The organism is Streptomyces sp. NPDC126510 (assembly GCF_040302345.1).
GTDB lineage: Bacteria > Actinomycetota > Actinomycetes > Streptomycetales > Streptomycetaceae > Streptomyces.
The window spans coordinates 185,026-205,918 of record NZ_JBEORR010000008.1; the positions used below are offsets into that span (position 1 = coordinate 185,026).

General features: G+C 69.1%; 27 protein-coding genes, 1 tRNA gene and 1 pseudogene. 16 read left to right on the forward strand and 13 right to left on the reverse strand.

All coding sequences use genetic code 11. From position 1 onward, the window contains the following. A pseudogene (locus tag ABTX60_RS13350) lies at positions 1-772 on the forward strand (S41 family peptidase); the annotation flags it as partial. A 68-nt stretch (positions 773-840) separates the two neighbouring features. Here the strand turns inward: ABTX60_RS13350 and ABTX60_RS13355 are convergent. The 4 genes from ABTX60_RS13355 to ABTX60_RS13370 form a co-directional block, all read right to left on the reverse strand. Beyond that, positions 841-1,062, reverse strand: coding sequence for a hypothetical protein (locus tag ABTX60_RS13355; protein WP_352097187.1), 222 nt, complete (start codon positions 1,060-1,062; stop codon positions 841-843). A 76-nt stretch (positions 1,063-1,138) separates the two neighbouring features. Beyond that, positions 1,139-2,023 carry an SDR family oxidoreductase gene (locus tag ABTX60_RS13360; RefSeq protein WP_352097188.1) on the reverse strand — a complete coding sequence of 295 codons (885 nt, stop codon included), beginning with the start codon at positions 2,021-2,023 and terminating at the stop codon, positions 1,139-1,141. Then, a complete protein-coding gene (locus tag ABTX60_RS13365; protein ID WP_352097189.1) occupies positions 2,020-2,997 on the reverse strand; it encodes an alpha/beta fold hydrolase in 978 nt (325 codons plus the stop codon). The genes ABTX60_RS13360 and ABTX60_RS13365 overlap by 4 nt, the downstream gene beginning before the upstream one ends. After that, positions 2,994-4,508, reverse strand: coding sequence for a flavin-containing monooxygenase (locus tag ABTX60_RS13370; protein ID WP_352097190.1), 1,515 nt, complete (start codon positions 4,506-4,508; stop codon positions 2,994-2,996). Before ABTX60_RS13370 ends, ABTX60_RS13365 begins: the two co-directional genes overlap by 4 nt. A gap of 131 nt (positions 4,509-4,639) precedes the next feature. Between ABTX60_RS13370 and ABTX60_RS13375 the strand changes: the two genes are divergently transcribed. After that, entirely contained in the window at positions 4,640-5,281 is a 642-nt protein-coding gene (locus ABTX60_RS13375) for a MerR family transcriptional regulator (protein WP_352097191.1), read from the forward strand. A gap of 28 nt (positions 5,282-5,309) precedes the next feature. Here the strand turns inward: ABTX60_RS13375 and ABTX60_RS13380 are convergent, their stop codons facing one another. Continuing rightward, positions 5,310-6,113 carry an exodeoxyribonuclease III gene (locus tag ABTX60_RS13380; RefSeq protein ID WP_352097192.1) on the reverse strand — a complete coding sequence of 268 codons (804 nt, stop codon included), beginning with the start codon at positions 6,111-6,113 and terminating at the stop codon, positions 5,310-5,312. Positions 6,114-6,173: 60 nt separating this feature from the next. Here ABTX60_RS13380 and ABTX60_RS13385 point away from each other — a divergent pair, with 60 nt between their 5' ends. Then, positions 6,174-6,650, forward strand: a complete 477-nt coding sequence (locus ABTX60_RS13385; protein ID WP_352097193.1) for a GNAT family N-acetyltransferase — start codon at positions 6,174-6,176, stop codon at positions 6,648-6,650. 19 nt (positions 6,651-6,669) lie between these two features. Here the strand turns inward: ABTX60_RS13385 and ABTX60_RS13390 are convergent, their stop codons facing one another. The 6 genes from ABTX60_RS13390 to ABTX60_RS13415 all read right to left on the reverse strand — a co-directional run bounded on the left by ABTX60_RS13390 (position 6,670) and on the right by ABTX60_RS13415 (position 12,305). Then, positions 6,670-7,107 carry a hypothetical protein gene (locus ABTX60_RS13390; RefSeq protein ID WP_352097194.1) on the reverse strand — a complete coding sequence of 146 codons (438 nt, stop codon included), beginning with the start codon at positions 7,105-7,107 and terminating at the stop codon, positions 6,670-6,672. Positions 7,108-7,446: 339 nt separating this feature from the next. Then, positions 7,447-8,271, reverse strand: coding sequence for a DUF6551 family protein (locus tag ABTX60_RS13395; protein ID WP_352097195.1), 825 nt, complete (start codon positions 8,269-8,271; stop codon positions 7,447-7,449). A 205-nt stretch (positions 8,272-8,476) separates the two neighbouring features. Continuing rightward, complete coding sequence (locus tag ABTX60_RS13400) at positions 8,477-8,824, reverse strand: hypothetical protein (protein WP_352097196.1); 348 nt, start codon at positions 8,822-8,824, stop codon at positions 8,477-8,479. Next, positions 8,821-9,759: an SRA domain-containing endonuclease gene (locus ABTX60_RS13405; RefSeq protein WP_352097197.1), complete on the reverse strand. Its 939-nt coding sequence runs from the start codon at positions 9,757-9,759 to the stop codon at positions 8,821-8,823. Before ABTX60_RS13405 ends, ABTX60_RS13400 begins: the two co-directional genes overlap by 4 nt. A gap of 1,212 nt (positions 9,760-10,971) precedes the next feature. Beyond that, complete coding sequence (locus tag ABTX60_RS13410; protein ID WP_352097198.1) at positions 10,972-11,535, reverse strand: GNAT family N-acetyltransferase; 564 nt, start codon at positions 11,533-11,535, stop codon at positions 10,972-10,974. Then, positions 11,532-12,305 carry a GntR family transcriptional regulator gene (locus tag ABTX60_RS13415; RefSeq protein ID WP_352097199.1) on the reverse strand — a complete coding sequence of 258 codons (774 nt, stop codon included), beginning with the start codon at positions 12,303-12,305 and terminating at the stop codon, positions 11,532-11,534. Before ABTX60_RS13415 ends, ABTX60_RS13410 begins: the two co-directional genes overlap by 4 nt. 160 nt (positions 12,306-12,465) lie before the next feature. Here ABTX60_RS13415 and ABTX60_RS13420 point away from each other — a divergent pair, with 160 nt between their 5' ends. From ABTX60_RS13420 to ABTX60_RS13480, 13 genes are all read left to right on the forward strand, one after another. Then, the gene (locus ABTX60_RS13420; protein WP_193505173.1) at positions 12,466-12,795 is read left to right on the forward strand and encodes an SCO3933 family regulatory protein; all 330 of its coding nucleotides are present in this window, start codon (positions 12,466-12,468) and stop codon (positions 12,793-12,795) included. A gap of 2 nt (positions 12,796-12,797) precedes the next feature. Beyond that, on the forward strand, positions 12,798-14,138 hold the full coding sequence (locus tag ABTX60_RS13425; RefSeq protein ID WP_352097200.1) for an FtsK/SpoIIIE domain-containing protein: 1,341 nt from the start codon (positions 12,798-12,800) through the stop codon (positions 14,136-14,138). An 87-nt stretch (positions 14,139-14,225) separates the two neighbouring features. Then, complete coding sequence (locus tag ABTX60_RS13430; protein ID WP_352097201.1) at positions 14,226-14,396, forward strand: hypothetical protein; 171 nt, start codon at positions 14,226-14,228, stop codon at positions 14,394-14,396. A gap of 66 nt (positions 14,397-14,462) precedes the next feature. Next, positions 14,463-15,137, forward strand: coding sequence for a DUF2637 domain-containing protein (locus ABTX60_RS13435; RefSeq protein WP_352097202.1), 675 nt, complete (start codon positions 14,463-14,465; stop codon positions 15,135-15,137). Between the two features lie 19 nt (positions 15,138-15,156). Beyond that, positions 15,157-15,345, forward strand: a complete 189-nt coding sequence (locus tag ABTX60_RS13440) for a mobile element transfer protein (RefSeq protein ID WP_208783122.1) — start codon at positions 15,157-15,159, stop codon at positions 15,343-15,345. A gap of 14 nt (positions 15,346-15,359) precedes the next feature. Further along, on the forward strand, positions 15,360-15,515 hold the full coding sequence (locus tag ABTX60_RS13445) for a hypothetical protein (protein WP_016437058.1): 156 nt from the start codon (positions 15,360-15,362) through the stop codon (positions 15,513-15,515). Between the two features lie 14 nt (positions 15,516-15,529). Next, positions 15,530-15,838 carry a SpdD protein gene (locus ABTX60_RS13450; RefSeq protein ID WP_352097203.1) on the forward strand — a complete coding sequence of 103 codons (309 nt, stop codon included), beginning with the start codon at positions 15,530-15,532 and terminating at the stop codon, positions 15,836-15,838. A 1-nt stretch (position 15,839) separates the two neighbouring features. Beyond that, positions 15,840-16,076 (forward strand): hypothetical protein, encoded by a 237-nt coding sequence (locus tag ABTX60_RS13455; protein ID WP_352097204.1) that lies wholly within the window; start codon positions 15,840-15,842, stop codon positions 16,074-16,076. A 94-nt stretch (positions 16,077-16,170) separates the two neighbouring features. Then, positions 16,171-16,350: a hypothetical protein gene (locus ABTX60_RS13460; RefSeq protein ID WP_352097205.1), complete on the forward strand. Its 180-nt coding sequence runs from the start codon at positions 16,171-16,173 to the stop codon at positions 16,348-16,350. Positions 16,351-16,355: 5 nt separating this feature from the next. Beyond that, positions 16,356-16,526, forward strand: coding sequence for a hypothetical protein (locus tag ABTX60_RS13465; RefSeq protein ID WP_352097206.1), 171 nt, complete (start codon positions 16,356-16,358; stop codon positions 16,524-16,526). Then, positions 16,523-17,905, forward strand: coding sequence for a replication initiator protein RepSA (gene repSA, locus ABTX60_RS13470; RefSeq protein ID WP_352097207.1), 1,383 nt, complete (start codon positions 16,523-16,525; stop codon positions 17,903-17,905). The genes ABTX60_RS13465 and repSA overlap by 4 nt, the downstream gene beginning before the upstream one ends. Beyond that, entirely contained in the window at positions 17,902-18,108 is a 207-nt protein-coding gene (locus ABTX60_RS13475) for an excisionase family DNA-binding protein (protein WP_352097208.1), read from the forward strand. The genes repSA and ABTX60_RS13475 overlap by 4 nt, the downstream gene beginning before the upstream one ends. Continuing rightward, positions 18,105-19,328, forward strand: coding sequence for a site-specific integrase (locus ABTX60_RS13480; RefSeq protein WP_352097209.1), 1,224 nt, complete (start codon positions 18,105-18,107; stop codon positions 19,326-19,328). The genes ABTX60_RS13475 and ABTX60_RS13480 overlap by 4 nt, the downstream gene beginning before the upstream one ends. Before the next feature lie 72 nt (positions 19,329-19,400). Here the strand turns inward: ABTX60_RS13480 and ABTX60_RS13485 are convergent. Next, positions 19,401-19,474: transfer RNA gene (locus tag ABTX60_RS13485), tRNA-Ala, on the reverse strand. A gap of 83 nt (positions 19,475-19,557) precedes the next feature. Then, positions 19,558-20,808 carry a divisome protein SepX/GlpR gene (gene sepX, locus ABTX60_RS13490; RefSeq protein WP_352097210.1) on the reverse strand — a complete coding sequence of 417 codons (1,251 nt, stop codon included), beginning with the start codon at positions 20,806-20,808 and terminating at the stop codon, positions 19,558-19,560. Positions 20,809-20,893 lie beyond the last annotated feature (85 nt).

The window sequence follows — 20,893 nt, forward strand, 5'->3', positions numbered from 1 at the left end:
GGCGGCGGACTCGGGAGCGGACTCGGCACAGGCCGGGGCCCCGCCCCGGCGTGTCGCCGTCGTCCCGCTGGTCGACGAGCGCCCGCTCCGCTATCAGGACTGGGTGGCCAAACGCCGCTCGGTGGTACGCGAGTTGAGCGGCGGGCGCTGCGGCTACCTGCACATCCCGGACATGGGCGGTTCGGGCTGGGCCCAGTTCAACCGCGACCTGCGCATGGAGGTGTCCCGCCCCGCGCTGATCGTGGACGTGCGCGGCAACGCGGGCGGCCACATCAGCGAACTCGTCATCGAGACGCTGAGCCGGACGATCCTGGGCTGGGACCTGACCCGCGACGCCCAGCCGGTGTCGTACACCTCGAACGCGCCGCGGGGCCCGGTGGTGGCCTTGGCGGACGAGGCGACCTCCTCCGACGGCGACATGATCACCGCGGCGTTCAAACTGCTGAGACTCGGCCCGGTCGTGGGGCAGCGCACCTGGGGTGGTGTCGTCGGCATGACCGGCCGTCACGAGCTGGGCGACGGCACGGTGATCACGGTGCCGATGAACGCGGCCTGGTTCGACGCGTACGGCTGGTCGGTCGAGAACAAGGGCGTCGCCCCCGACATCGACGTCCTGCGCACCCCGCTGGACTGGGCCGAGGGACGGCACGCCCAGCTGGCCGACGCGGTGGAACTGGCGCTCGGACTGCTGGAGACCGAGCCGCCGGCCACACCGCCGACCTACAGCGACGTACCGGACCGCTCCCGTCCGAAGCTGCCGCCCCGGACGTGAACGCCCGGGCGTCGCAAGGGGAAAGGGGCACCCCACTCAGGGGCGCCCCTTTCCTTCGGCACGCAACGTCAGGCGTCGAAGTCCTGGTCGAAGCGGTCCTCGTCACGCTCACGCTCGCGGTCCCGCTGCGGCTCCGAGCGCTCACGGTCACGCTGCGGCTGCGAGGGGTCCATGTCCTCGTCGCGCCGGCGACCGCGGCCCTGCATCTGCTCGCGAGCCTGGTCCGCCTTCTGGCGAGCCTGGTTCTGCCACTGCTCGGACTTCTCCTGGAACTGGTCCTTCATACCCATGTGGGTTCACTCCCGTTGGGGGTGAGGGGATCTGGCTCGATCAGATTCACACGGGTCGTGACCCTGCGCATGTCGATCACTTACGGAGCGTAGTCCGCTCCTGTTCATCGGCTGCTCCACCGGCCCCGACGAGGCCCGTGCGGATGCCCGTCAGGCGGTCCGCGAACCGCCGCATCTCGCGCTGGCCCACCGTCCCGATGACCGCCGGCAGGTAGCCCCGCACACCCTGCATCCCGCGCAGCCACCACTGCCCGTACACATGGCTCGACCTGCGCTCGATCCCCTCCACGAGCCGGTCCACGGCCGGTCCCAGGGGGTAGGTCTTGTTGGACGGCCAGGGCAGCCGCTGCCTCAACTCCCGCATGACGTCGTCCTGGTCGGCCCCGCGCACCATGTCGGTGTCGGTCCAGGACAGATAGCCGACGCCCACCTTCACGCCCCGGTGCCCGACCTCGGCCCGCAGGCTGTGCGCGTACGCCTCCACGCCCGACTTGGACGCGCAGTACGCGGTCATCATCGGCGCCGGGGTGATCGCCGCGAGGGAGGCGATCTGCAGCAGATAGCCCCGGCTCCGCGTCAGCAGCGGCAGGAACGCCCGGGCGGTCACCGCCGAACCGATCAGGTTCACCTCGATCACCCGCCGCCAGGACTCCGGGTCGGAGTCCGCGAACGGCCCGCCGGTGGCGACACCGGCGTTGGCGACGACGATGTCGACCCGGCCGAAGCGCTCCTCGACCTCGCTCGCCACGCGGGCCATCGCCTCGTGGTCGGTGACGTCGGCGTGCCAGTGGTCGCTGTCGCTGTGCAGCCGGCCGGAGACCTCCTTGAGCGCGTCCGGCTCCAGGCCGACCAGCGCCACCTTCACCCCACGCGCCGACAGCTTGCGGGCCAGCAACTCCCCGACGCCGCGCGCCGCTCCGGTCACCACGGCGACCTTGCCCTCAAGGCTCACCCTGCTCATGCGCTCTCCTCGGTTACGGCCTGGATGTGTGCGTGGACCTCGACGGGTGCATGGACCTCGTCGTGTGCGCGGCCCTCGACGTGTGCGCGGACGAGCTCCCGGATGGTGCCGCTGACCAGCTCGGGCGCCTCGACGGGCGTCATGTGGCCGATGCCGGGCAGTTCGACGAGCCCGGTGCAGTGCGGCAGGGCGGCGGCCAGAGCCCGGGCCTGCACCGGCGGCGTCAGCCGGTCCGCCGTACCGACGAGCACGGCCGTGGGCACGTCCAGCTCGCGCACGCCGTGGTCGAGGTCGAGCAGATCCAGCACCTGCGACCAGGAGTGGCGGACCTTACGGGGGCAGGCGTGCACGATCCGGGCACACGCCTCGATCATGTGCGGGGCCGAACCGGGGCCCATCGTGCCGTACTTGAGGATCCGGCGGGCCAGCGGCGTGACCGGCCCCAGCGGCGCGCGGGAGCCGAGGATCCGCCGGGTCAGCCAGGTCCGCACCCGCCCGGCCCGCATCGGTACGACCGTGGAGGCCGCGACCAGCTGCGAACTGCCCGTACTGCACAGCAGGACGGCGGCCGCGTGCGCCCGGAAGGCAGCTCTCCCGGAGGCCGCCATCACGGTCATCCCGCCCATGGAGTGCCCCGCGATCACTGCCTGTTCGCCGGGCACGAGGGCGGCCTTCAGGACCGCTTCCAGGTCGTCGGCGAGCGCGTCGGAGCTGCACGCGGGGCTCGCGGGGCTGCGGCCGTGACCGCGCTGGTCGTAGGCGATGACCCGGTGGTCGGCGGCCAGGTCGCGCAGCTGGGCCGCCCAGAAGGCGGTGGAGCAGGTCCAGCCGTGGGCGAGGACGACGGCGGGGGCGCCCTCGGGTCCGTGGACCTCGACATGCAGCCGGGCACCGTCGGCGGAGACGGCGGTCAGCTCACGCGCCGGGGCGGGCGGGGCGTAGGGGCCGGAGCCGACGTGCAGGAGGCGGCTCACGCGTCCACCCCGGCCTTCGCCGCGGCGGGCCTATCCGTTACGGGCGCCCGCAGCACCTCGTACTCCGCGAGGTCCACCCGCCGCGTCGCCCGCCGGAACTCCCCGGTGGTGCCGGGCCAGATGGTGGTGTTGCGGCCGCTCGCGTCGAGGTACCAGCTGGTGCAGCCGCCGGTGTTCCACACGGTGCGCTTCATCCGCTCCTGCACCCGGTCGTTCCAGGTGCGCACGGCGTCCGGGCGGGCGTCGAGGGCGACCCGGCCGCCCAGGACGTCGAGCTGGCGGACGTAGTCGGCGAGGTAGTTCAGCTGGGACTCGATCATGAGGATCATCGAGGAGTTCCCGAGGCCCGTGTTGGGCCCGATGACCGTCATCCAGTTCGGGAAGCCGGCCGCCGAGGCGCCGCGCAGGGCCTCCATGCCGCCCTTCCAGACCTCGGCGAGCGTCCGCCCGTCGGCGCCCACGACCCGGTCGGCGATGGGCATGTCGGTGACGTGGAAGCCGGTACCGAAGACGATCGCGTCCACCTCGGCCTCACTGCCGTCGGCGGCGACGAGAGTCGAACCGCGGACCTCGGTCAACCCGCTCGCGATCACGTCCACATTCGGCTGCGCGAGCGCCGGGTAGTAGTCGCTGGACAGCAGGATCCGCTTGCAGCCGATGCGGTAGTCGGGGGTGAGTTTCGCCCGCAGGGCCGGATCCTTGATGGACCGGGCCATGTTGCGCCGGGCCAGGTCCTCGACCAGCCCGAGCTGCTTCGGATGCTTGGTGAACGCCTGGACCTGCATCTCGCGGATGCCCCACAGCAGTGCGCGCCGTACCTGCGAGGTGAAGGGCAACCGCCGGTGCACCCACCGCTCGGCGTCGCTGATCGCCCGGTCCATACGGGGCATCACCCAGGGCGCCGTGCGCTGGAACAGGGTGAGCCGCGAGACGTCGGGCTGGATCGACGGCACGATCTGGGCGGCCGAGGCACCGGTGCCCACCATCGCGACGCGCTTGCCGCGCAGGTCGTAGTCGTGGTCCCAGCGGGCCGAGTGGAACACCTTGCCCGGGAAGGACTCCAGCCCGGGGATGTCCGGCACCTTCGGGTCGGACAGCGGCCCCGTCGCCGAGACGACCAGGTCCGCCGACAGGTTCCCGCTGCTGGTCTCGATGTCCCAGCACAGCCGCTCGGCGTTCCAGGTCATCCGCTTCACCTCCGAGTCGAAGCGGAGGTGCGGCCGCAGCCGGAACACGTCCGTCACGTGCTCCAGGTAGGCGCGGATGTGCTCCTGCCCCGAGAAGGTGCGCGGCCAGTCGGGATGGGGCGCGAAGGAGAACGAGTAGAGGTGCGAGGGCACGTCACACCGGCATCCCGGGTAGCTGTTGTCCCGCCAGGTACCGCCGACACTGCTCGCCCGCTCCAGGACGACGAAGTCGGTGACGCCCTCGCGGCGCAGCCGCACGGCGGCCCCCAGCCCGCCGAACCCGGACCCGACCACCGCGACCCGCACATGCTCGCGCTCGCCCATGCCGACACCTCCACGCACCCACGAGAACCGCGCCAGTGAACACTGGCGCAGTGGGAGCGTAGGGCAGCGGCGTACTGATGGGTAGGGGGCGGGACAAGGTAGTTACCCGCAGTACGCCTTAAGGTGCCCAGGTGGCCGAGAAGCGTGAATACCGCATGGAAGAACTGGCCCGCCTCGCCGGGATCACGGTGCGCACCCTGCGCTTCTACCGCGAACGCAAACTCATCCGGCCACCCCGCCGCGAGGGCCGCATCGCCTGGTACGACGACCATCACCTGGCCCGGCTGCGCACGATCACGGCCCTTCTCGAGCGCGGCCACACCCTCAACGGCATCGCGGAACTGGCGGAGGCCTTCGACCACGGCCGGGACGTCGGCGACCTGCTCGGCGTCGGCGGCCCCACCGAGGAGGAGCCCGTCCACCTCACCCCCGAGGAACTCGCCGACCGCTACGCGGGCGAGGCCACACCGGAGAACCTCGCCGCCGCGATGGACCTCGGCTACCTCGGCACCGACGGCGAGGAGATCGTCCACATCAGCCGCCGCCTGCTGGACGTCTCGTCGGCCCTGGTCCACGAGGGCATCCCGCTCGCGGAGGTCCTGCGCGCCGCCCAACAGGTCCGCACCCACACCGACGCCCTCGCCGACCTCTTCACCGACCTGATCCTGCGCCACACCTCCGCCCAGGACCTGCCCCGCCTGCGCCCCCTGGCCCGCAGCGTGGTGGAGGCGGAGCTGTCGCTGGCGCTGGACCGGAGGATGCGAAAGCCCTGATGGTCGTGGACCAGCGGATGCGGAAACCCTAGCGGTCGTAGACCACGGTCACCGGCGCGTGGTCGGACCACCGCTCGGTGTGGGTGGCGGCCCGCTCCACGAACCCCTTGACCGCCCGCTCGGCCAGCCCCGCGGTGGCCACGTGGTAGTCGATCCTCCACCCTGAATCGTTGTCGAAAGCCCGCCCCCGGTACGACCACCACGAGTACGGCCCCTCGACGTCCGGGTGCAGGGCGCGTACGACGTCGACGTAGCCGCCGTCGGCCGGGTCGAGTACCTGGCCGAGCCACTCGCGCTCCTCCGGCAGGAACCCGGAGTTCTTCTGGTTGCCGCGCCAGTTCTTCAGGTCGGCCCGCTGGTGGGCGATGTTCCAGTCGCCGCAGACGAGCACCTCGCGCCCGTCGGCGGTGGCACGCTCCCGCAGCCCCTTGAGGTAGGCGAGGAACTCGCCCATGAAGCGTTCCTTCTCGTCCTGCCGCTCGGTGCCGACCTCGCCGGAGGGCAGGTAGAGGGACGCGACGGTGACCCCCGGCAGGTCGATCTCCACGTACCGTCCGCTGCCGTCGAACTCTTCCGAGCCGAAGCCGACCTGGACCCGGTCGGGCTCGCGGCGGCTGTACAGGGACACCCCGGCCCGCCCCTTGGCGGCGGCCGGCGCGTGCACCACGTGCCACCCCTCGGGCGTGCGGACGTGCTCCGGCAGCTGCTCCGGCTCGGCGCGCACCTCCTGCAGGCACAGCACGTCGGCTTCGGTGCCGGCGAGCCACTCGACGAAGCCCTTCTTCGCGGCGGCACGCAGCCCGTTCACATTCACAGAGGTCACAGTGAGCACCCCGGCACGATACCGGCACGCTGGACGAGGTCCAGTTCCGGATCGAATACGGTAGCGGCCATGCACATACGCCGGGTCTCCTTCGACCACCCCGACGCCATGAAGCTGAACGACCAGGTCCAGGCCGAGTACGCCGTCCGCTACGGCGACGACGGTGACGCCACGCCGATGGCCGCCGCGGACTTCGACCCGCCGAACGGCGTCTACCTGATCGCGTACGACGAGCACGGCACTCCCGTCGCCTCGGGCGGCTGGCGCGCCCAGGACACCAACGGCGAGGGCAACGTCGACGGCGATGCCGAGCTCAAGCGCATGTACGTGGTCGACGCCATGCGCGGCCGGGGTCTGGCCCGGCGCGTCCTGGCCGCTCTGGAGGAGGACGCCCGCGCCGCGGGCCGTCTCCGCATGGTCCTGGAGACCGGCACCAAGCAGCCCGAAGCCATTGCCCTGTACACGTCCAGCGGCTACGAGCCGTGCGCCAAGTTCGGCTATTACCGCCACCACGAGGCGAGCCGCTGCTTCGCGAAGCGGCTCTGATCACATGGCTGACGAGGGCTCAGCGACCGTCCCGGCGGCGGCCCTTGTCACGAGCCGCGCGCTGCCGCCACCACTCGGTCACCGAGCCGCTCTCGCCCCGCCGGTGCGGCGGCACCAGCGCCTTCGGCCAGTTGAACCAGGCGATCGTCAGATGCAGGGCCATCCAAGGGAGCGAGCCGAAGATGAGGGTCGCACCGACATTCACCAGTGCGAGCCCCGCTACGTCCCCGGCAGCGGTGGCGGTGGCGACACCGACCGTAAGGCACACGGCCCAGGCGGCGAGGGCGACGATGCCGCGCTCGTGCCCGCGCCAGACCGACGGGTTCAGCGAGTACCCGAACAGCAGGTCGGGCGCCCGGTCGGAGCCGGTCCAGTGCAGCCAAGCCGCCCGGATGAAGAACAGGTCCATCCCGCCCGCGAGGACGGCGGCGACGGCGTCGGGAACGAGGTGTGCCACGGCACCTCCGCGGTGAGCGCACAACTGGATGCCCCAGTGTCCGCCGTGAGATCGCGAAGGGGATCCACGGCCGGGCCAAGCCCTGGCAACGTTGTGGCGCTGAACACACGTCAGAGCCCCGGTCGGTTTCCCGACCGGGGCTCTGAGCTGCGTGGACCTGAGGGGATTTGAACCCCTGGCCCCCTCGATGCGAACTACGGGCGGGGAGGTCGCTGAGGTCTGCTGGGCTGGTCGCAAGGGCGCTAGCGGTCCAGGACAGTCACCTGTGGTTGTCACAGTTGCTGTACTCCGCTGCTGTACCGCACGCAGAAATGCAGCCAAGGACAGCCGGTTGCCGGCTTAGTGGATCTCGATCCGGTTCTTGCGCCGGCCCTTGTTCCAGACGTCCTCCACGATCAGACGGTACGCCGCCATCTTCCTGGATCCGGTCCCGTCCGCCTTCGCTCCGTAACCCGTCGCGAAACTGCGTGCGTCCCCAATCAACCGAGCGGCCGAAGACCGCTTGCCCATCTTGCGGGCCAGCTCATCGAGGGCGGCAGGGGTGTCAATGACGCTGCGATGCCGGCCGATGAACTCGCCCAAGCCACCGATGATGATTCCGTCCCACGTCTCCGCGGTACGCCCGTAGGCGTCTTCCGCGACCGTGAGCACGTCGTCCAGGACATCCGGACCGTAGCGGTCGGTGATCGCGAGGATCCCCTGGACAGCACCGATCTGGTTGGAGGAAGTGCTGCCGATCTTCAGGCTGTGGGAGGCGATGACCTGTTCGGTGTCGACGAAGAGCGGGAGTCCAGCCGTCAACCCGATGCGGTATTCGTCGTGAGCGTTGGTCTTGGAGGCTTCCCGGTTCTTGATCAGGAAGAGGGTGGCTTCTTCCTGGATGGTCAGCCCACGGTGCACCTCGGCCATCAGGGTCTCGATACCTGCGATCTTGCACGCTTCGCGACGGTGCTGCCCGTCCACGATGTACAGATCGCCGTTCTGCCGCTGAGAGACGATGATCGATCCGAGTGCATGAGGCTTGATGTCGGCAGCGATCGCCTTGGCGCGCGTCGGATTGAGCGTTCGCTGAGCCTCGGGCTCGATCTTCAAGTCGGTGGCCTTGACCGGCACTCCGTAGTCAACGGGGTGCTCAGGCAGCTCATAGCGGTACTTCTTCGCCATGACAGGCGTTCCTCGCTTCTGCACCGCACTAAGGAGGCGGTCCGACGTGGACCTGAGGGATGGCGGCGCAGCGGCATATAACCACCCGTCATATCCACTCTTCAACTGACTTTCAAAAACGGTCCAGTTCGAAGCGTCTTGCGGTCAGGTTCTGCCACTTCCGATCACATAAGCATGGACATGACAGCACGCTCGGCCCTAGCGACTACTCCTCGATCCAGTCGTCCGCCACAGCCCGGATGAAGGTCACTAGATCGGATTCCTGAGGAGGGATACGCGTAGGGTGCCGTACGGCGAAAACAGCGTAATAGCGCTCGATACGTGCGCGAAGTTCACGCCCCCGGGCCTCCGACGAGGCCAGAGCTAGCCGCACCCGTCCAGGCTCGCCATGGGCGCGAACCGGTCGTGCGTGACCGTCGTAACCTTCAAGGAACTCGTCCTCGGACTCGATCAGCTCATCGGCTAGGGCTGCGTCGTGCACGATGAACATGCGTCCGTCTTGGTCGAAGAGCAGGATGGGGTCGACCGGGTCCGCCATCCCGTCGAACATCACGGCAGCAGCTTCGGGTCGGTGCAGAAGTACCCCTTGCCCTGCGGCCAGATGAAGTCCTCTCCTCGGCTGGTCACGAGGTCCAGGAGGTCCTTCCGCGGTTCACTCGGGACCAAGATCGCTCGGCGCGGGGCGTCCAGAAAGCGGCTGTAGTCGGCGAGTTGCCCAATGGCCATACGAACGTTCTCGCGGGTAACACTGCCCTTGGCTTCAATGAGAAGACCTAGGTCCGGGACGTAGAGGTCGGTCAACAGGGGGCGCGTCTCCCCCGGGGGCAGGATGCGATGCCGGCTCACCTGGTAGCCCTTGGACCGAAGGAAGTCGCTGAACTGCAGTACGAGCTTTCCCTCGCGCCGCTCCGCTTCATACGGTTCGCGGTTCGGATCCACGAACGACTTCTCGGTCTCGTACTGCTCGACGTCGACCTGCATGACTGCTCCGGCCTGGCTCGCCAGGAGCCGCCCCAGCTTCGTGCCTGGCTCCTGCCGTGACGCGTCCACGGGCCGAAGTCGGAAGACGATGACCTTCCGCAGTGGACCGTCACCCGTCTCGGGGGCGTCTGCTTCGTACCAGCCGTCTGCCTCGAATTCACCTAGGTAGGTGACCTTGCCGCGAGCTCCTTGGAAGACGCGCAGCGCTCGCCCCTCGGTCTTGTGGTTCAGGATGCTGGCGTTGCCGGAGAGCATCCGCTGGTCTCCGTACTGCCCTTCCCCGCTGTAGTGGAAGAGCCCATCGGGCATCCAGCCGTCGTAGTACCCATGCTTCTCGCCGGCGATCGGATCCGTAAAGATCATCACGTTCGGCGTCTTCGCCGATGGTCCGATGCCGCCCTGCGTCCGTCCGCCGTACTTGACGTGCAGCTGCTTGCGCTCGATCACAGCACCTGGTTCGAGGTCCCACTCGATGGCCTCGTGCTCCGCGGAGCTCACCTCCGTCACGGTTGCTCGCCTCCTTAGTCCAGCCGCGTCTACTACGGCTGGTCGTACTGTACGCTGTCCGGGACGCATGTGAATCAGACATGGGAATCGGATACGCGATTTCGGCATCCGATTCGGGCAAGGCGTGCTACGACGATCCTGCGACGAACTTTGGAGGGAATGAATTTGATCTGCGCGGCTTGCTAATTCGCTCTACTGATTACGCTCCGTGGAGCGCTAGAAGCGACAGGTAAGCTGTCGCCATCTGACTTCTCACCGACCCTTGCTCTCGACCTGTACACGGTCGAGGGGGCCCAGGTTCGCCGGGGCCTACCACTCAGGTGAGGAGAAGAGATGGAGAAGCGAGAGCCTGAGGAGCAGGAAGAGAAGTCTGATCGCGACCCGGACCCGCGGTGGTTCCGGCTCCTGATCACTACTCTGACCGCTGCGGCGGCTATCGCAGCCTGTGTGGAGCAGCTGGCGCGGCTCTAGTGCCGTGAGTTGAAGTGGTGCCGGGCGATGGTGGACCGCAACGAAGCGGGTCCGACCGTCTCATACTCGGCCGGACCCGCTTCGATTACTCCACGCACGAGCCCGGTCCTGGTCGGCAAACCTGGGCCGGGCCTCCGTGCTGGAGGGCCTAGGTGCACTGCGGGCTAGCTATCCGAAGTTGCAATCCGAGATTGCAATGTCAACCCACTATATCTGTCTTGCCTCTAGTTACCCCTAGATGGTTCTAGATGCCGTTAACGGCTTCATCGTGGTGCGTCGCGCTACCCGCTTCAGCAACCCACCACTCTCCCCAGCTCCCATCCCGTACGCCGTCGACCCACACACCGTGGAGCAGGCGTGGTTCATGGCGTCCAGGTGGAGCGCGCCACTGTACGAACGACCTGGACGCCATGGGCCGCGTCTGCTCGGCTCTGCCTGGGTCGATGGCGTACGGGATGGGAGCCTCCCACGCACGCCACTACGGACCCGCAGTCGGGAGCGGCGCCCCCTCCATCCCGGTGCCGGCCGATCCCCCGCCGGAGGCACTGTTCTAACCCGCGGGCGTTGCATGCGGTGATCGACTCATGGCTACCGGCCCTATCAACATGTGGGCGCGCGTCGGCGCAGCGCGGGCGGAGCGGGCCGAAGGCAGGAGCGGCGCCCGGAGCGGAGCCGGGAAGCGCGCCCGGCGGAGCGGAGCGCAGCCGGGTGCCTTGATGAGGTAGAGAAACCTGTAACAGCTCAGGCCCGGAGAGGTTCTGGACTCGGGGTCTCATCGGCAAAGCCGTGATCGGCCAGCCGGGCAGGGCGCTGGGCAAGCCAGCCCGAGACACGTGGGCCTCCGTTGACAGCAGTGCCTTCGAGGACGGTTCTCAAGTGCTGAAAGCCCTGGTCAAGGTAGTACCGCTGAAGCCGCTGGTTGCTGGTCCAGGCGTCGAGTCGCAGCCACTTTGCGTCTGACCGACAGGCTCGGTCGCCGGCCCAGTCCAGAAGCCTGCCCCCAAGATTCCGCCCTGCGTAGTCGCGGGAGACAGTCAACTTGTTGACGAACATCGAGGGCTCGGCAAGTTCCCCCTCCGACCACAACCCCTCCTCGGCCTCCGAGGTGAGCGTGATCGTGCCGGCTGTGTATCTCCCCTCCCTCAGCATGAAGACGGTGCCAGCCTCGATCGTGACCAACAGGCGGTCTGCCGGGTATGGACGGCTCCACTGATCGCTACCTAGGGCACTGATCCATGAGGCTGCCTCTTCACGGAAGGCGAGCAACTGATCGAGGTCAGCCGGGGTTGCGAGGGTGATTCTCACTGGGCGTCGTTCTCATTCCGGGCGGACAGGTCGCCGATCTCGTAGTTCATGCGGTTCAGGTCGCCTCGGAAAGTGGTGGTCGTGCAACGCACCGGGCGCTCTGAGGTGTACCCCGTGCGGGTCCACAACAGCACGGGTACTCCTGGCCCGATCTCTAGGAGGCGCGCTTCGTCTGGCGTGGGCATCCGGGTAGCGATCTCGTCTGCATACCCGATCTGCTCGATACCGCGGTCGGCCAGGTACCGCGTGGTTCCCTCGGCGACATCACCAGGCTCCGCGAGGCGCGGTGCCACCTGGACCAGCCAATCGGGGTAGTACGTCGCCTGCGTCGACCACGGCACATCGTCAACGAAGCGGTGACAGAACCGAAGCACTGCGCGTGATCCCGCCTCTACCTTCAGCCGCTGGGCAACGTCTTCGGGAGTCGTGGTCATCTCGACTCGGAAGGTCTGGTGTGGCTGGCGACCAGCGTTCGTGACGTCAGTCGAGTAGGCGTCGCCGTTCTGGGGGAAGGTCAGGTTCTCGAACCGCGAAGCGTTCAGCTCGAAGATCTCATGCTTCCGCACCTCGTAGCCGAGACCTTGGCTCGATGTGATGAGTCCTTGGCTTACGAGCAGCCCCAGCCCAGACCGGACCGTGTTGCGCGAAGCCTCGAAGCGAGCCGCAAGCTCAGCCTCCGACGGCAACCGTGAGCCGGGCTTGTAGAGGCCCTTGTCGATCTCACGCCGCAGCGCATCGGCCACTTGCTGGTACTTGGGCTGCTTACTCATAGCCCCATCATGACGCACTCGCTCAACTTGTTGGTACATGTTCGAGCAAAGTGCTTGACGGATCACATCCCGCGGGGCACTCTTCTAGGCATCAGCTTGTACCAACAAGTTGAGCAAGGGGCCCAAGTGGCTTAACCCCTACCTGCCCTAGGAGAGCTTCATGCCGTCGTTCAAGATCGACACCTCGACCGCCATCGTGTTCGTGGCGACCGCGCCGGAACCGAAGATGGCCAACAAGAAGACCGGTGAGCGGGCCGTGGACCGGGACACGGGTGCGGGTCTGTCGACCGTGGGTCTGCTGGTCTCGGATGAGGGCGAGGGCAACCTCTACCAGGTGACCATCCCGGAGACGGGCTACCCCGAGGGTCTCCAGCCGGGCATGCCGGTCAAGGTCATCGGCCTGAAGGCCCGCGACTGGGAGAACGAGTTCAACGGCCAGAAGCGGCACGGCATCTCGTTCCGCGCGGTCGCGATCACCCCGGCGGCCTGACCATGAGTGACCTGACGATGTGGCTGGAAGCCACGGGAGCCTTAGCGGGCGCCGGTGGTCTCGGCTACGCGAAGGTACGCGCCCCGCGTGTGTACTGGTCGCTGGTCGGGATGCCGGTCACTTGGGGCCGCTTCATCCTCTCGTACCGCTCGACGATGGACGTGTGTGGGCTGACGGTGCACCCGTCGGGTCTGCGGGCGTTCATGACCCGCAACGTCGCCCGCCGAGAGGTTCAGCCGGTCCCGCCGAAGATCCGCCGGGTACGCGGCACGTCGACCGGGCTGCGGGTCATTCTGCGGCTTCCGGCCGGTCTGGAGCCCGCGGATGTGATGGCTTCCTCGGAACGGCTCCGGCACGCATGGGGCGTCCACTCCGTGACCGTGGTCGAGACGAAGCCCGGCTTCGTGGAACTGCGGATGACCGGTTATGACGTGCTGCGCCGGGTGCGCATGCCCCGCAAGGCTCGCCCGCACGACATGGCCGTTCCGGTCGCGGTTCGTGAGGACGGGACCGCGTTCGAGCGGGACTACCGCAAGGCGCCCATGGCTCTCACTCTGGGCGCGAACCACTCCGGTAAGTCCATGTATCAGCGCAACCTGATCAAGGGGCTGGCGCAACTGCCGGTGGCCCTGGTCGGGGTCGACTGCAAGCGCGGGGTGGAACAGTCTGCCTTCGCGCCCCGTCTGTCGGCGCTGGTCACAACCCCCGACGATGCCGCCTCGCTGCTCGGCGTCCTGGTCGCGGAGATGGAAAACCGCTTCGACCTGCTGAGCCGTCACGGCGTCTCGGATGTGTGGGAGCTGCCCGACGAGGTGCGCCCCGTGCCGGTGGTCGTCCTGGTGGACGAGGTGGCGGAACTGTTCCTGATCTCCTCCAAGAAGGATGAGGAGCGCCGGGAACGGATAGTGACCGCGTTTATCCGGCTGGCGCAGATGGCCCGCGCGATCGGTATTTACCTGGAGATCTGCGGGCAGCGCTTCGGCTCCGACCTCGGCAAGGGCGCCACCATGCTCCGAGCTCAGCTCACCGGCCGTGTGGTGCACCGCGTCAACGACAAGCAGACCGCTGAGATGGGCCTGGCAGACGTGGCCCCGGACGCGGTCCCGGCCGCGAGTCTGATCCCGATGAACCGCCCGGGAACCGCGGTCGCGGCGGACTCCTCCGGCGGCTGGTCGAAGATCCGCACCCCGGAGACCTCGCGGGATGAGGTGGTTGCCATCTGCCGGGAGTTCGCCCACCTGGTCCCGGACCTGCCGTTCCTCGACCCGTTCCGCCCTTACGTGTCTGCTCCCGCGCCGGTGGTTGGTCCGTCGCTGGTCAAGCCCCGCCCGGTCACCGAGTAGCACCCCCGTACCGCAACGGTCGGCGCGACCGCATCGCGCCAGGCCCCTACCCCCGCCATGCCGAAAACCGGAAGGAGGGCACCACCGATGGCCACACCCGACTCCGACACCCACCAGACCGAAGAGCAGGACTGCCCGGTCTGCCACGGCACCGGAGAGGTCGCCCGCACTGTCCGCGTAGGCCGCAAGCACCGCGTCGTCGGCGAACAGTCAGGCCTCTGTCTCAACTGCCTCGGCTCTGGCCAGGCACCCGACTGAACCCGCCGGGGCCGGGCGGCCGGACACCGCCTGCCCCGGCCCGACTCCCTGAAGGGAGGTGCCCCCGTGTCCCGCTCGATCCGCCCGGATGCCGTACTCGTACAAGCTGTCATCGCCGGTGCGCTGTCCTTCGCCCACCTCCACGACCTGGCGGAAGCGGCCGGACAGACCGGCTGGAAGGCCTGGGCCTACCCGGTCTCCGTCGATCTGCTCTTGGTCGCCGCCTGGCGCCGCCTGCGCACGGCACGCCGTGACCGCTCCGCCTGGACCTGGTTCGTCATCGCCCTGACCGCCTCGCTTGGCGCGAACATCGCCACCGCCGGCCTGCTCGACCTGCATCACGTGCCCGCCTGGCTGCGCATCCTCGTCGCCGGTTGGCCCGCTCTGGCCTTCCTCGGCGGAACCCTCCTGGTCCACACGCCCACCGACCCGCCCGCTCCTCCTGCACAGCCTGCGGACGAAACGGCCGCGCCGGAAGTCGAAATGCACCGCACCGACGAACCAGCCCCCGACTCGGACCCGGCCCCCGCGGCAACCGTGCCGGAACTGACCCCAGCACCACCGCAGCCCGCTCCCAGCGCCACTGCCGTACCGACCGCGCTGCTCGACCACGCCCGGAAGATCACCGACGCCCATCGGGCCTCCACCGGGTCCCCGATGTCCGCTGACGCTCTGTCGGCCCGACTGCAACTGCCTGCCCCGATGGCCGACGCCATCGCCGCCGAACTCCAACTCACCTGACCAGAAGGGAGAACCGCCCGTGACCGCCTACCGCCGCTTCCGCAACGTGATCCGCATCGGCCCCGTGCAGGTCGCCACCGCCTACGACGGCCGTGGCCGCGACAAGCACACCGCCGCCTGCACCGCCCCCGGCTGTGGCTTCGCCGCCGACTACGACACCCGCGCCGGCGCCGAACTCGCCGCCCGCACCCACCGCTGCAAGGCCTGAGAGGAGATCGCGCCATGGACGTACCGCTCTGGCTCGCCCTGCTCGCCGTCGGATGGCTCGGCGTCAAGCTCGCCCGCCCGCCGTGGTGGCTGGTTGCCGTGCTCCTGGTCGGCGGCTACCTCGTCGCCGGAAGCTTCCTCGCTCCCGCCCTCGGCACCGTCCTCAAGTAGAAGGGACCTGCCTCGTGTTCACACCGAAGTACCCGCCCCAGGACACCGCACCACCGGTCACGGCCACCGCCCCGACCGCCCAGACTCCGGCGCCCGTCCAGCCCACGGCCCCGGCCCCGGTGGCTCCCGCCGCCTCGAACCGTCCGACGGTCCAGCTCACCCCGGGTAGCGCGCTCGCCCTCGCCGCCGGCGGTGGCGCCGTGGTCCTCGTCGTCGGCGCGGTCCTGGTCTCCATGCTCCTCGCGGTCGCCATCACCGCCGCCTCCGTGGCCGTGTGCGCGGTCGTCCTCCGCTCGCTCCTCAACGCCGAAAGGAACCGCTGACATGGGCATCTTCAGCCGCAAGAACAACGACACCCCGTCCAACCCGGAGATGGCCGAACTGGGCCGCGAGTACGCCATCGCCAAGCGCCACGGCGACCGCAAGGCCATGGGCCGCATCAACCGCCAGATCGGCACGTCCGGCATGAGCGACAGCGACCGCGCCTCCTTCCAGCAGGGCCGCGAGTCCTACGACTCCATCCCGCCGGCCTACTCCAGGCGCAACAACCGCCGCCGCTGAACGGCCCCCGGAGCGGCCTCGGTCGCCAAACTTCCGCCGCTCCGGGCGCCTGCACCCCTTGCAGACCCAACGGACCCGAAAGGGAAACCCCATCATGCCCGAGCACGCCCAGAACACGCCCGTCTGCCGCAACTGCGACGGCTTCCCCGTGGTCGCTATCACCACCGGACAGCGCCACCACGACGGCTCCCGCATCCTCCTCCGCGCCGAATGCCGCACCTGCCAGGGCACCGGCCGCACCCTGCCCGCCGCCCTCGCACGGGCCGGGAGGTGACCGCCGTGGCTCTCCTCGACTGGCGCTCGCCCGAGCACTTCGACCACAGCGGCGACAAGCCCTGCGTGATCTGCACCAGGCCCACCCCCCTGCGCTCCGACCGCGGCAAGCCCGTCCACAAGGTCTGCGCCGAGGACTGGATCGACCGCCACACCGTCCAGGAGGAGGACGCGTGACCGACACCGCCACCATGGCGGGCCTGGACCCGGCCACCCTCGCCGACGTGCTGAGGGTGGCCGGGTCCCCCGGCTTCGACCGCATCCAAGACCAGATCCGCCGCACCGGCGGCTGCTCCGACCCCATCCACCTGCAAGGCACAACCGTCACCCGCGACGCTGCCACCGGACAGGTCCTGCATTCCTACTCGACGGACACCGAGCCCGGCGGCCGGCTCCGGGTCGCCTGTGGCAACCGCCGGGCCTCCCGCTGCCCGGCCTGCGCCTGGACCTACGCCGGCGACACCTACCACCTCATCCGCGCCGGCCTCGTCGGCGACCCCGACAAGGGCACCCCTCACACCATCCGCGATCACCCCCGGGTCTTCGCCACCCTCACCGCACCCTCGTTCGGCCCAGTCCACAACCGCCCCGGAAACCGGCCCTGCCGCTGCGGTCAGCACCACGGCGAGGACGCACCCGAACTCGGCACCCCGCTCGACCCCGCCACGTACGACTACGCGGGCGCCGTGCTGTGGAACAACTACGCCTCCGAGCTGTGGCGCTACTTCACGATCTACCTGCGCCGCGAGATCGCCAAGCGAGCCGGACTGACACAGAAGGCTGCCAAGGAACAGTCCCGCGTCTCCTTCGGCAAGGTCGCCGAGTACCAAAAGCGCGGGGCCGTCCACTTCCATGCCGTGATCCGCTTCGACGGCCCCAACGGGCCGGACGATCCGCCGCCGGCATGGGCCACCCTCGACCTGCTCACCGACTCCATCCATGCCGCCGCCGCCCGCGTCGCGGTCGACGTGCCCGCCGCAGGGGACCAGCCCGCCCGATCGCTGCACTGGGGCACACAGCTCGACGTGCAGCCCATCGGCGCCTTCGGCCACGGCGAGGAGATCACCGAACAGGCGGTCGCCTCCTACGTCGCCAAGTACGCCACCAAGGCAGCCGAGACAACCGGCACCGTCGATCGCCGCATCGGCAACAAGGAAGCCCTGGTCCTGCTCGGCGTGCCCGACCACCCCCGCCGCCTCATCGAAGCGTGCTTGGACCTGCACCCGCTCTACCCGGACCGCAAGCTCCGGGACTGGGCTCACATGCTCGGCTTCCGCGGCCACTTCTCCACCAAGTCCCGCCGCTACTCCACCACCCTCGGCGCCCTGCGCCAGACCCGCGCCGACTACCGCGCCACCCAGCAACGCGAAGCCCTCGGCCTGCCCGACGACGAGGAAGCAACCACCCTGACCCTCGCCCACTGGACCTACGCCGGCCACGGCCATAGCCCCGGCGAATCCTGGCTCGCCGCCAACATCCGGCGGGACATCCAGCTCAACCGCGAAACCGCCCGCGAAGCCCTGCAAGGCCAAGACTGGGAGGAACACTCAGCATGACCGCAACCATCGTCCAACCGAAGTGGCACACCACGGCGGAAGTCGCGGCCATGCTCGGCTTCGGCCTCTCTAAGACCAAGATGCTGGTCCTCACCGGAGAGATCCGCTCCGTGAAGGTTGGCCGCAACCGGCGCATCCTCCCCGCATGGGTGGATGAGTACGTCGAACGCGTCACCTCCGCCCCTGAGGGGGTGTCGGCATGAGTGGCAAGCGCGGCAACGGTGAGGGCTCGATCTATCCGTACAAGAACGGCTTCGCCGCCTACGCCTGGGTGACCACGCCCGAGGGCAACCGCAAGCGGAAGTACGTCTACGGCAAGACCCGCGAAGAGGTCCACGACAAGTGGATCAGGCTGCACGCCGAAGCCAAGCAAGGCCCGGTCGTCACGTCCTCGCCGACGCTCGGGCAGTACCTCGCACGGTGGCTCAAGGAGGTCGTGACGCCCGACCTGAAGCCCAAGACCGCCGAGACGTACGCGATGCACGTCCGGCTCTACATCACCCCAGGGCTGGGCTCGAAGCGGCTTGACAAGCTCACTGTGCGGGACGTGAGGAACTGGGTGAACACCCTCCTGGAAGAGTGCCAGTGCTGCGCCCAGGGCCTCGACGCGAAGCGGGACACGCCCCGCTGCTGTGCAGCCGGCGACTGCTGCGAGCGCCTACCGTCCCGCCGTACCGTCCAGGACGCTCGCGCGGTCCTGCGGTCGGCCCTGACCAACGCCATGACCGAGGAATTGATCACGAAGAACGTGGCGGCCCTGGTCAAGGTGCGCTCGGCGCGGAAGAAGAAGCGGCACCCGTGGTCGGTCGAAGAGGCTCGGCAGTTCCTCGAAGCCGCCAGCGCGGCCCATGACCCGCTGTACGCGGCCTACGTGCTGATCCTCGTCCTGGGCTTCCGTCGCGGTGAGGTGCTGGGGCTCACATGGGAGAACGTCAACCTGGACGCCGGGGAGATCACAGTGCAGATGCAGCTACAGCGGATCAACCGGCGCTTGGTCCACGACGAGACCAAAACCGAAGCGTCCTCGGCCACGCTGCCGCTCCCGGAGATCTGCATCGCGGCTCTCCAGCGCAGGCAGAAGGAGCGGGACTTGGCCAAGCAGGCGGCCGGCGAGCTTTGGATGGACTCCGACTTCGTATTCACGACGCGCTACGGCACGCCGTTCGAACCTCGCAACTTCAACCGCCGGTTCATGGACCGCTCCGCTCGCGCCGGGGTCCGCCGAATCCGGCTCCACGACACGCGGCACACCTGTGGTTCGCTCCTCGCCGCCCTCGACGTACACCCCCGCGTCGCGATGCAGATCCTCCGGCACAGCAAAATCGCAGTGACGATGGAGGTGTATACGCACGTCCCGTCGGAGGCCACCCGCCGGGCACTGCGCAAGCTGGGCAAGCACCTTGGGAAGCAAGACTCGAAGTAGTTGCTGTACTTCGCTGCTGTACGACACGTCAGAGCCCCGGTCGGGAGATTCCGACCGGGGCTCTGAGCTGCGTGGACCTGAGGGGATTTGAACCCCTGGCCCCCTCGATGCGAACGAGGTGCGCTACCGGACTGCGCCACAGGCCCTTGCAACGAGTGAAACTTTAGCACCCCGATCGGCCTGCTTGGAAATCCGTTCCGGAGGGGCGGTCACCTGCGGCTTCGCGGCGCTACTCGTTCGCGGCCCGGGGCCGCTCCCCGTCCTCGTACTGGTCGAACAGCGGGGTGCGGCCGCGCTCTCGGGCGCGTCTGGCGGAGGCCGCCCTCGGGGTCCCCCCGCGCGAGCGCGTTCGAGCGTGGGGGAGGGCGTCGGTGCGTCCGTCGCCGTCGCCCGCGTCCTGTGCGGGCGGGTGCGGCTCGCCCGGGTGGCCGGCGGCGCCGGAGTCGTTCTCCGCGTCCGGGGTCACCGTGCTCGACCGGGCCGAGCTCCAGGTGTCGGGGGCACCGAGGTCCACGTCGCTGGTGGCCCGCGGGGCGACCGGGGCCGTCACATAGGTCGGCAGGGGCACCGGCACGGGCTCCCAGCTGTCGCCGCCCTGCCCGGGCCGCCGCCGGCGCTCGCGCTGCTGGTCGACCCACTCCGCGTGGTCGGTCTGCTCGACGAGGGCGCGCCGGTCCGCCGCGAGGGCCGAGTGGCCGGGGTCGGTCACCGGCTCGGGTCCCTCCTCCGGTTCGTCGCTCTCCTCGTCGGCCAGGGCGCGCCGGCGGGGCTGGCGCTGCCGCTCCCGCAGGCGCTGGGCCGCGGCCTCGGCCATCCGGCGGTCCATCTGGTAGGTGAAGCGGCGGCGCTCCTGGGAGCGCAGGTAGGCGATGTAGACGCTGAGCATGACCGCGGGCACGCCGGGGGCCCACAGGAACGCGAGTCCTCCGACCGCGGCGACGATCGCGCCGAGCGTGAAGGCGAGGAACAGCATGGTGGTGGTGCGTCGACGGCGCGCGAGGACCTTTGAGCGCCGGGCTCGTGCCGCGGCTGCCTGGTTCGCCTGCGCCGAAGCGTTGCGCCGGGCGGCGGGCACCCGCTCCCGGGGGCGCCCGGAGCGCGCCGCGTCGGGTGCGGGCGACTGCCGGACCTGGGGTTCGGGGGTCGCCTGGCGGGCCGGCTGCTCGGGGGCGGGCGACGGGACGGGTGCCTGGGTCTGCGGACGGGTCTTGGACACGGCGAAGGCCCGGACGTCCACCGAGTCGGTGACGGCATCCGGGTCGTCGGCGCCCTGCTCCCCCTCGTCGGTGGAGCGCGCCCGCAGGTCCTTGGCGTACCGGCGCTCCATTCCCGCCCGTCCGGACAGCAGCCGGATGGCGGTGCTGAAGCGTTCCGTCGGACGGGCCTCGTTCAGCTCGTCCTGCCTACGGAGCCACATCGGCACCAAGTAGGCGGCCCAGGCCCCGACAATGACTGCGTAGATGAGGCCGCTGCTGCTCACGTCTCACACCGTAGAGGGGTTTGTGTGAGGCCATCTGCCAATTGCGCCGGTGTGTCGCACGATCTGGCTGATATTTCGAACTTTT

Coding starts and splice junctions, on each gene's coding strand:
- ABTX60_RS13355 (WP_352097187.1), bottom strand. CDS start 1,062: ATGGGTATGAAGGACCAGTTCCAGGAGAAGTCCGAGCAGTGGCAGAAC.
- ABTX60_RS13360 (WP_352097188.1), bottom strand. CDS start 2,023: ATGAGCAGGGTGAGCCTTGAGGGCAAGGTCGCCGTGGTGACCGGAGCG.
- ABTX60_RS13370 (WP_352097190.1), bottom strand. CDS start 4,508: ATGGGCGAGCGCGAGCATGTGCGGGTCGCGGTGGTCGGGTCCGGGTTC.
- ABTX60_RS13385 (WP_352097193.1), top strand. CDS start 6,174: ATGCACATACGCCGGGTCTCCTTCGACCACCCCGACGCCATGAAGCTG.
- ABTX60_RS13395 (WP_352097195.1), bottom strand. CDS start 8,271: ATGGCGAAGAAGTACCGCTATGAGCTGCCTGAGCACCCCGTTGACTAC.
- ABTX60_RS13415 (WP_352097199.1), bottom strand. CDS start 12,305: ATGAGTAAGCAGCCCAAGTACCAGCAAGTGGCCGATGCGCTGCGGCGT.
- ABTX60_RS13420 (WP_193505173.1), top strand. CDS start 12,466: ATGCCGTCGTTCAAGATCGACACCTCGACCGCCATCGTGTTCGTGGCG.
- ABTX60_RS13425 (WP_352097200.1), top strand. CDS start 12,798: ATGAGTGACCTGACGATGTGGCTGGAAGCCACGGGAGCCTTAGCGGGC.
- ABTX60_RS13430 (WP_352097201.1), top strand. CDS start 14,226: ATGGCCACACCCGACTCCGACACCCACCAGACCGAAGAGCAGGACTGC.
- ABTX60_RS13445 (WP_016437058.1), top strand. CDS start 15,360: ATGGACGTACCGCTCTGGCTCGCCCTGCTCGCCGTCGGATGGCTCGGC.
- ABTX60_RS13455 (WP_352097204.1), top strand. CDS start 15,840: ATGGGCATCTTCAGCCGCAAGAACAACGACACCCCGTCCAACCCGGAG.
- ABTX60_RS13460 (WP_352097205.1), top strand. CDS start 16,171: ATGCCCGAGCACGCCCAGAACACGCCCGTCTGCCGCAACTGCGACGGC.
- ABTX60_RS13475 (WP_352097208.1), top strand. CDS start 17,902: ATGACCGCAACCATCGTCCAACCGAAGTGGCACACCACGGCGGAAGTC.
- ABTX60_RS13480 (WP_352097209.1), top strand. CDS start 18,105: ATGAGTGGCAAGCGCGGCAACGGTGAGGGCTCGATCTATCCGTACAAG.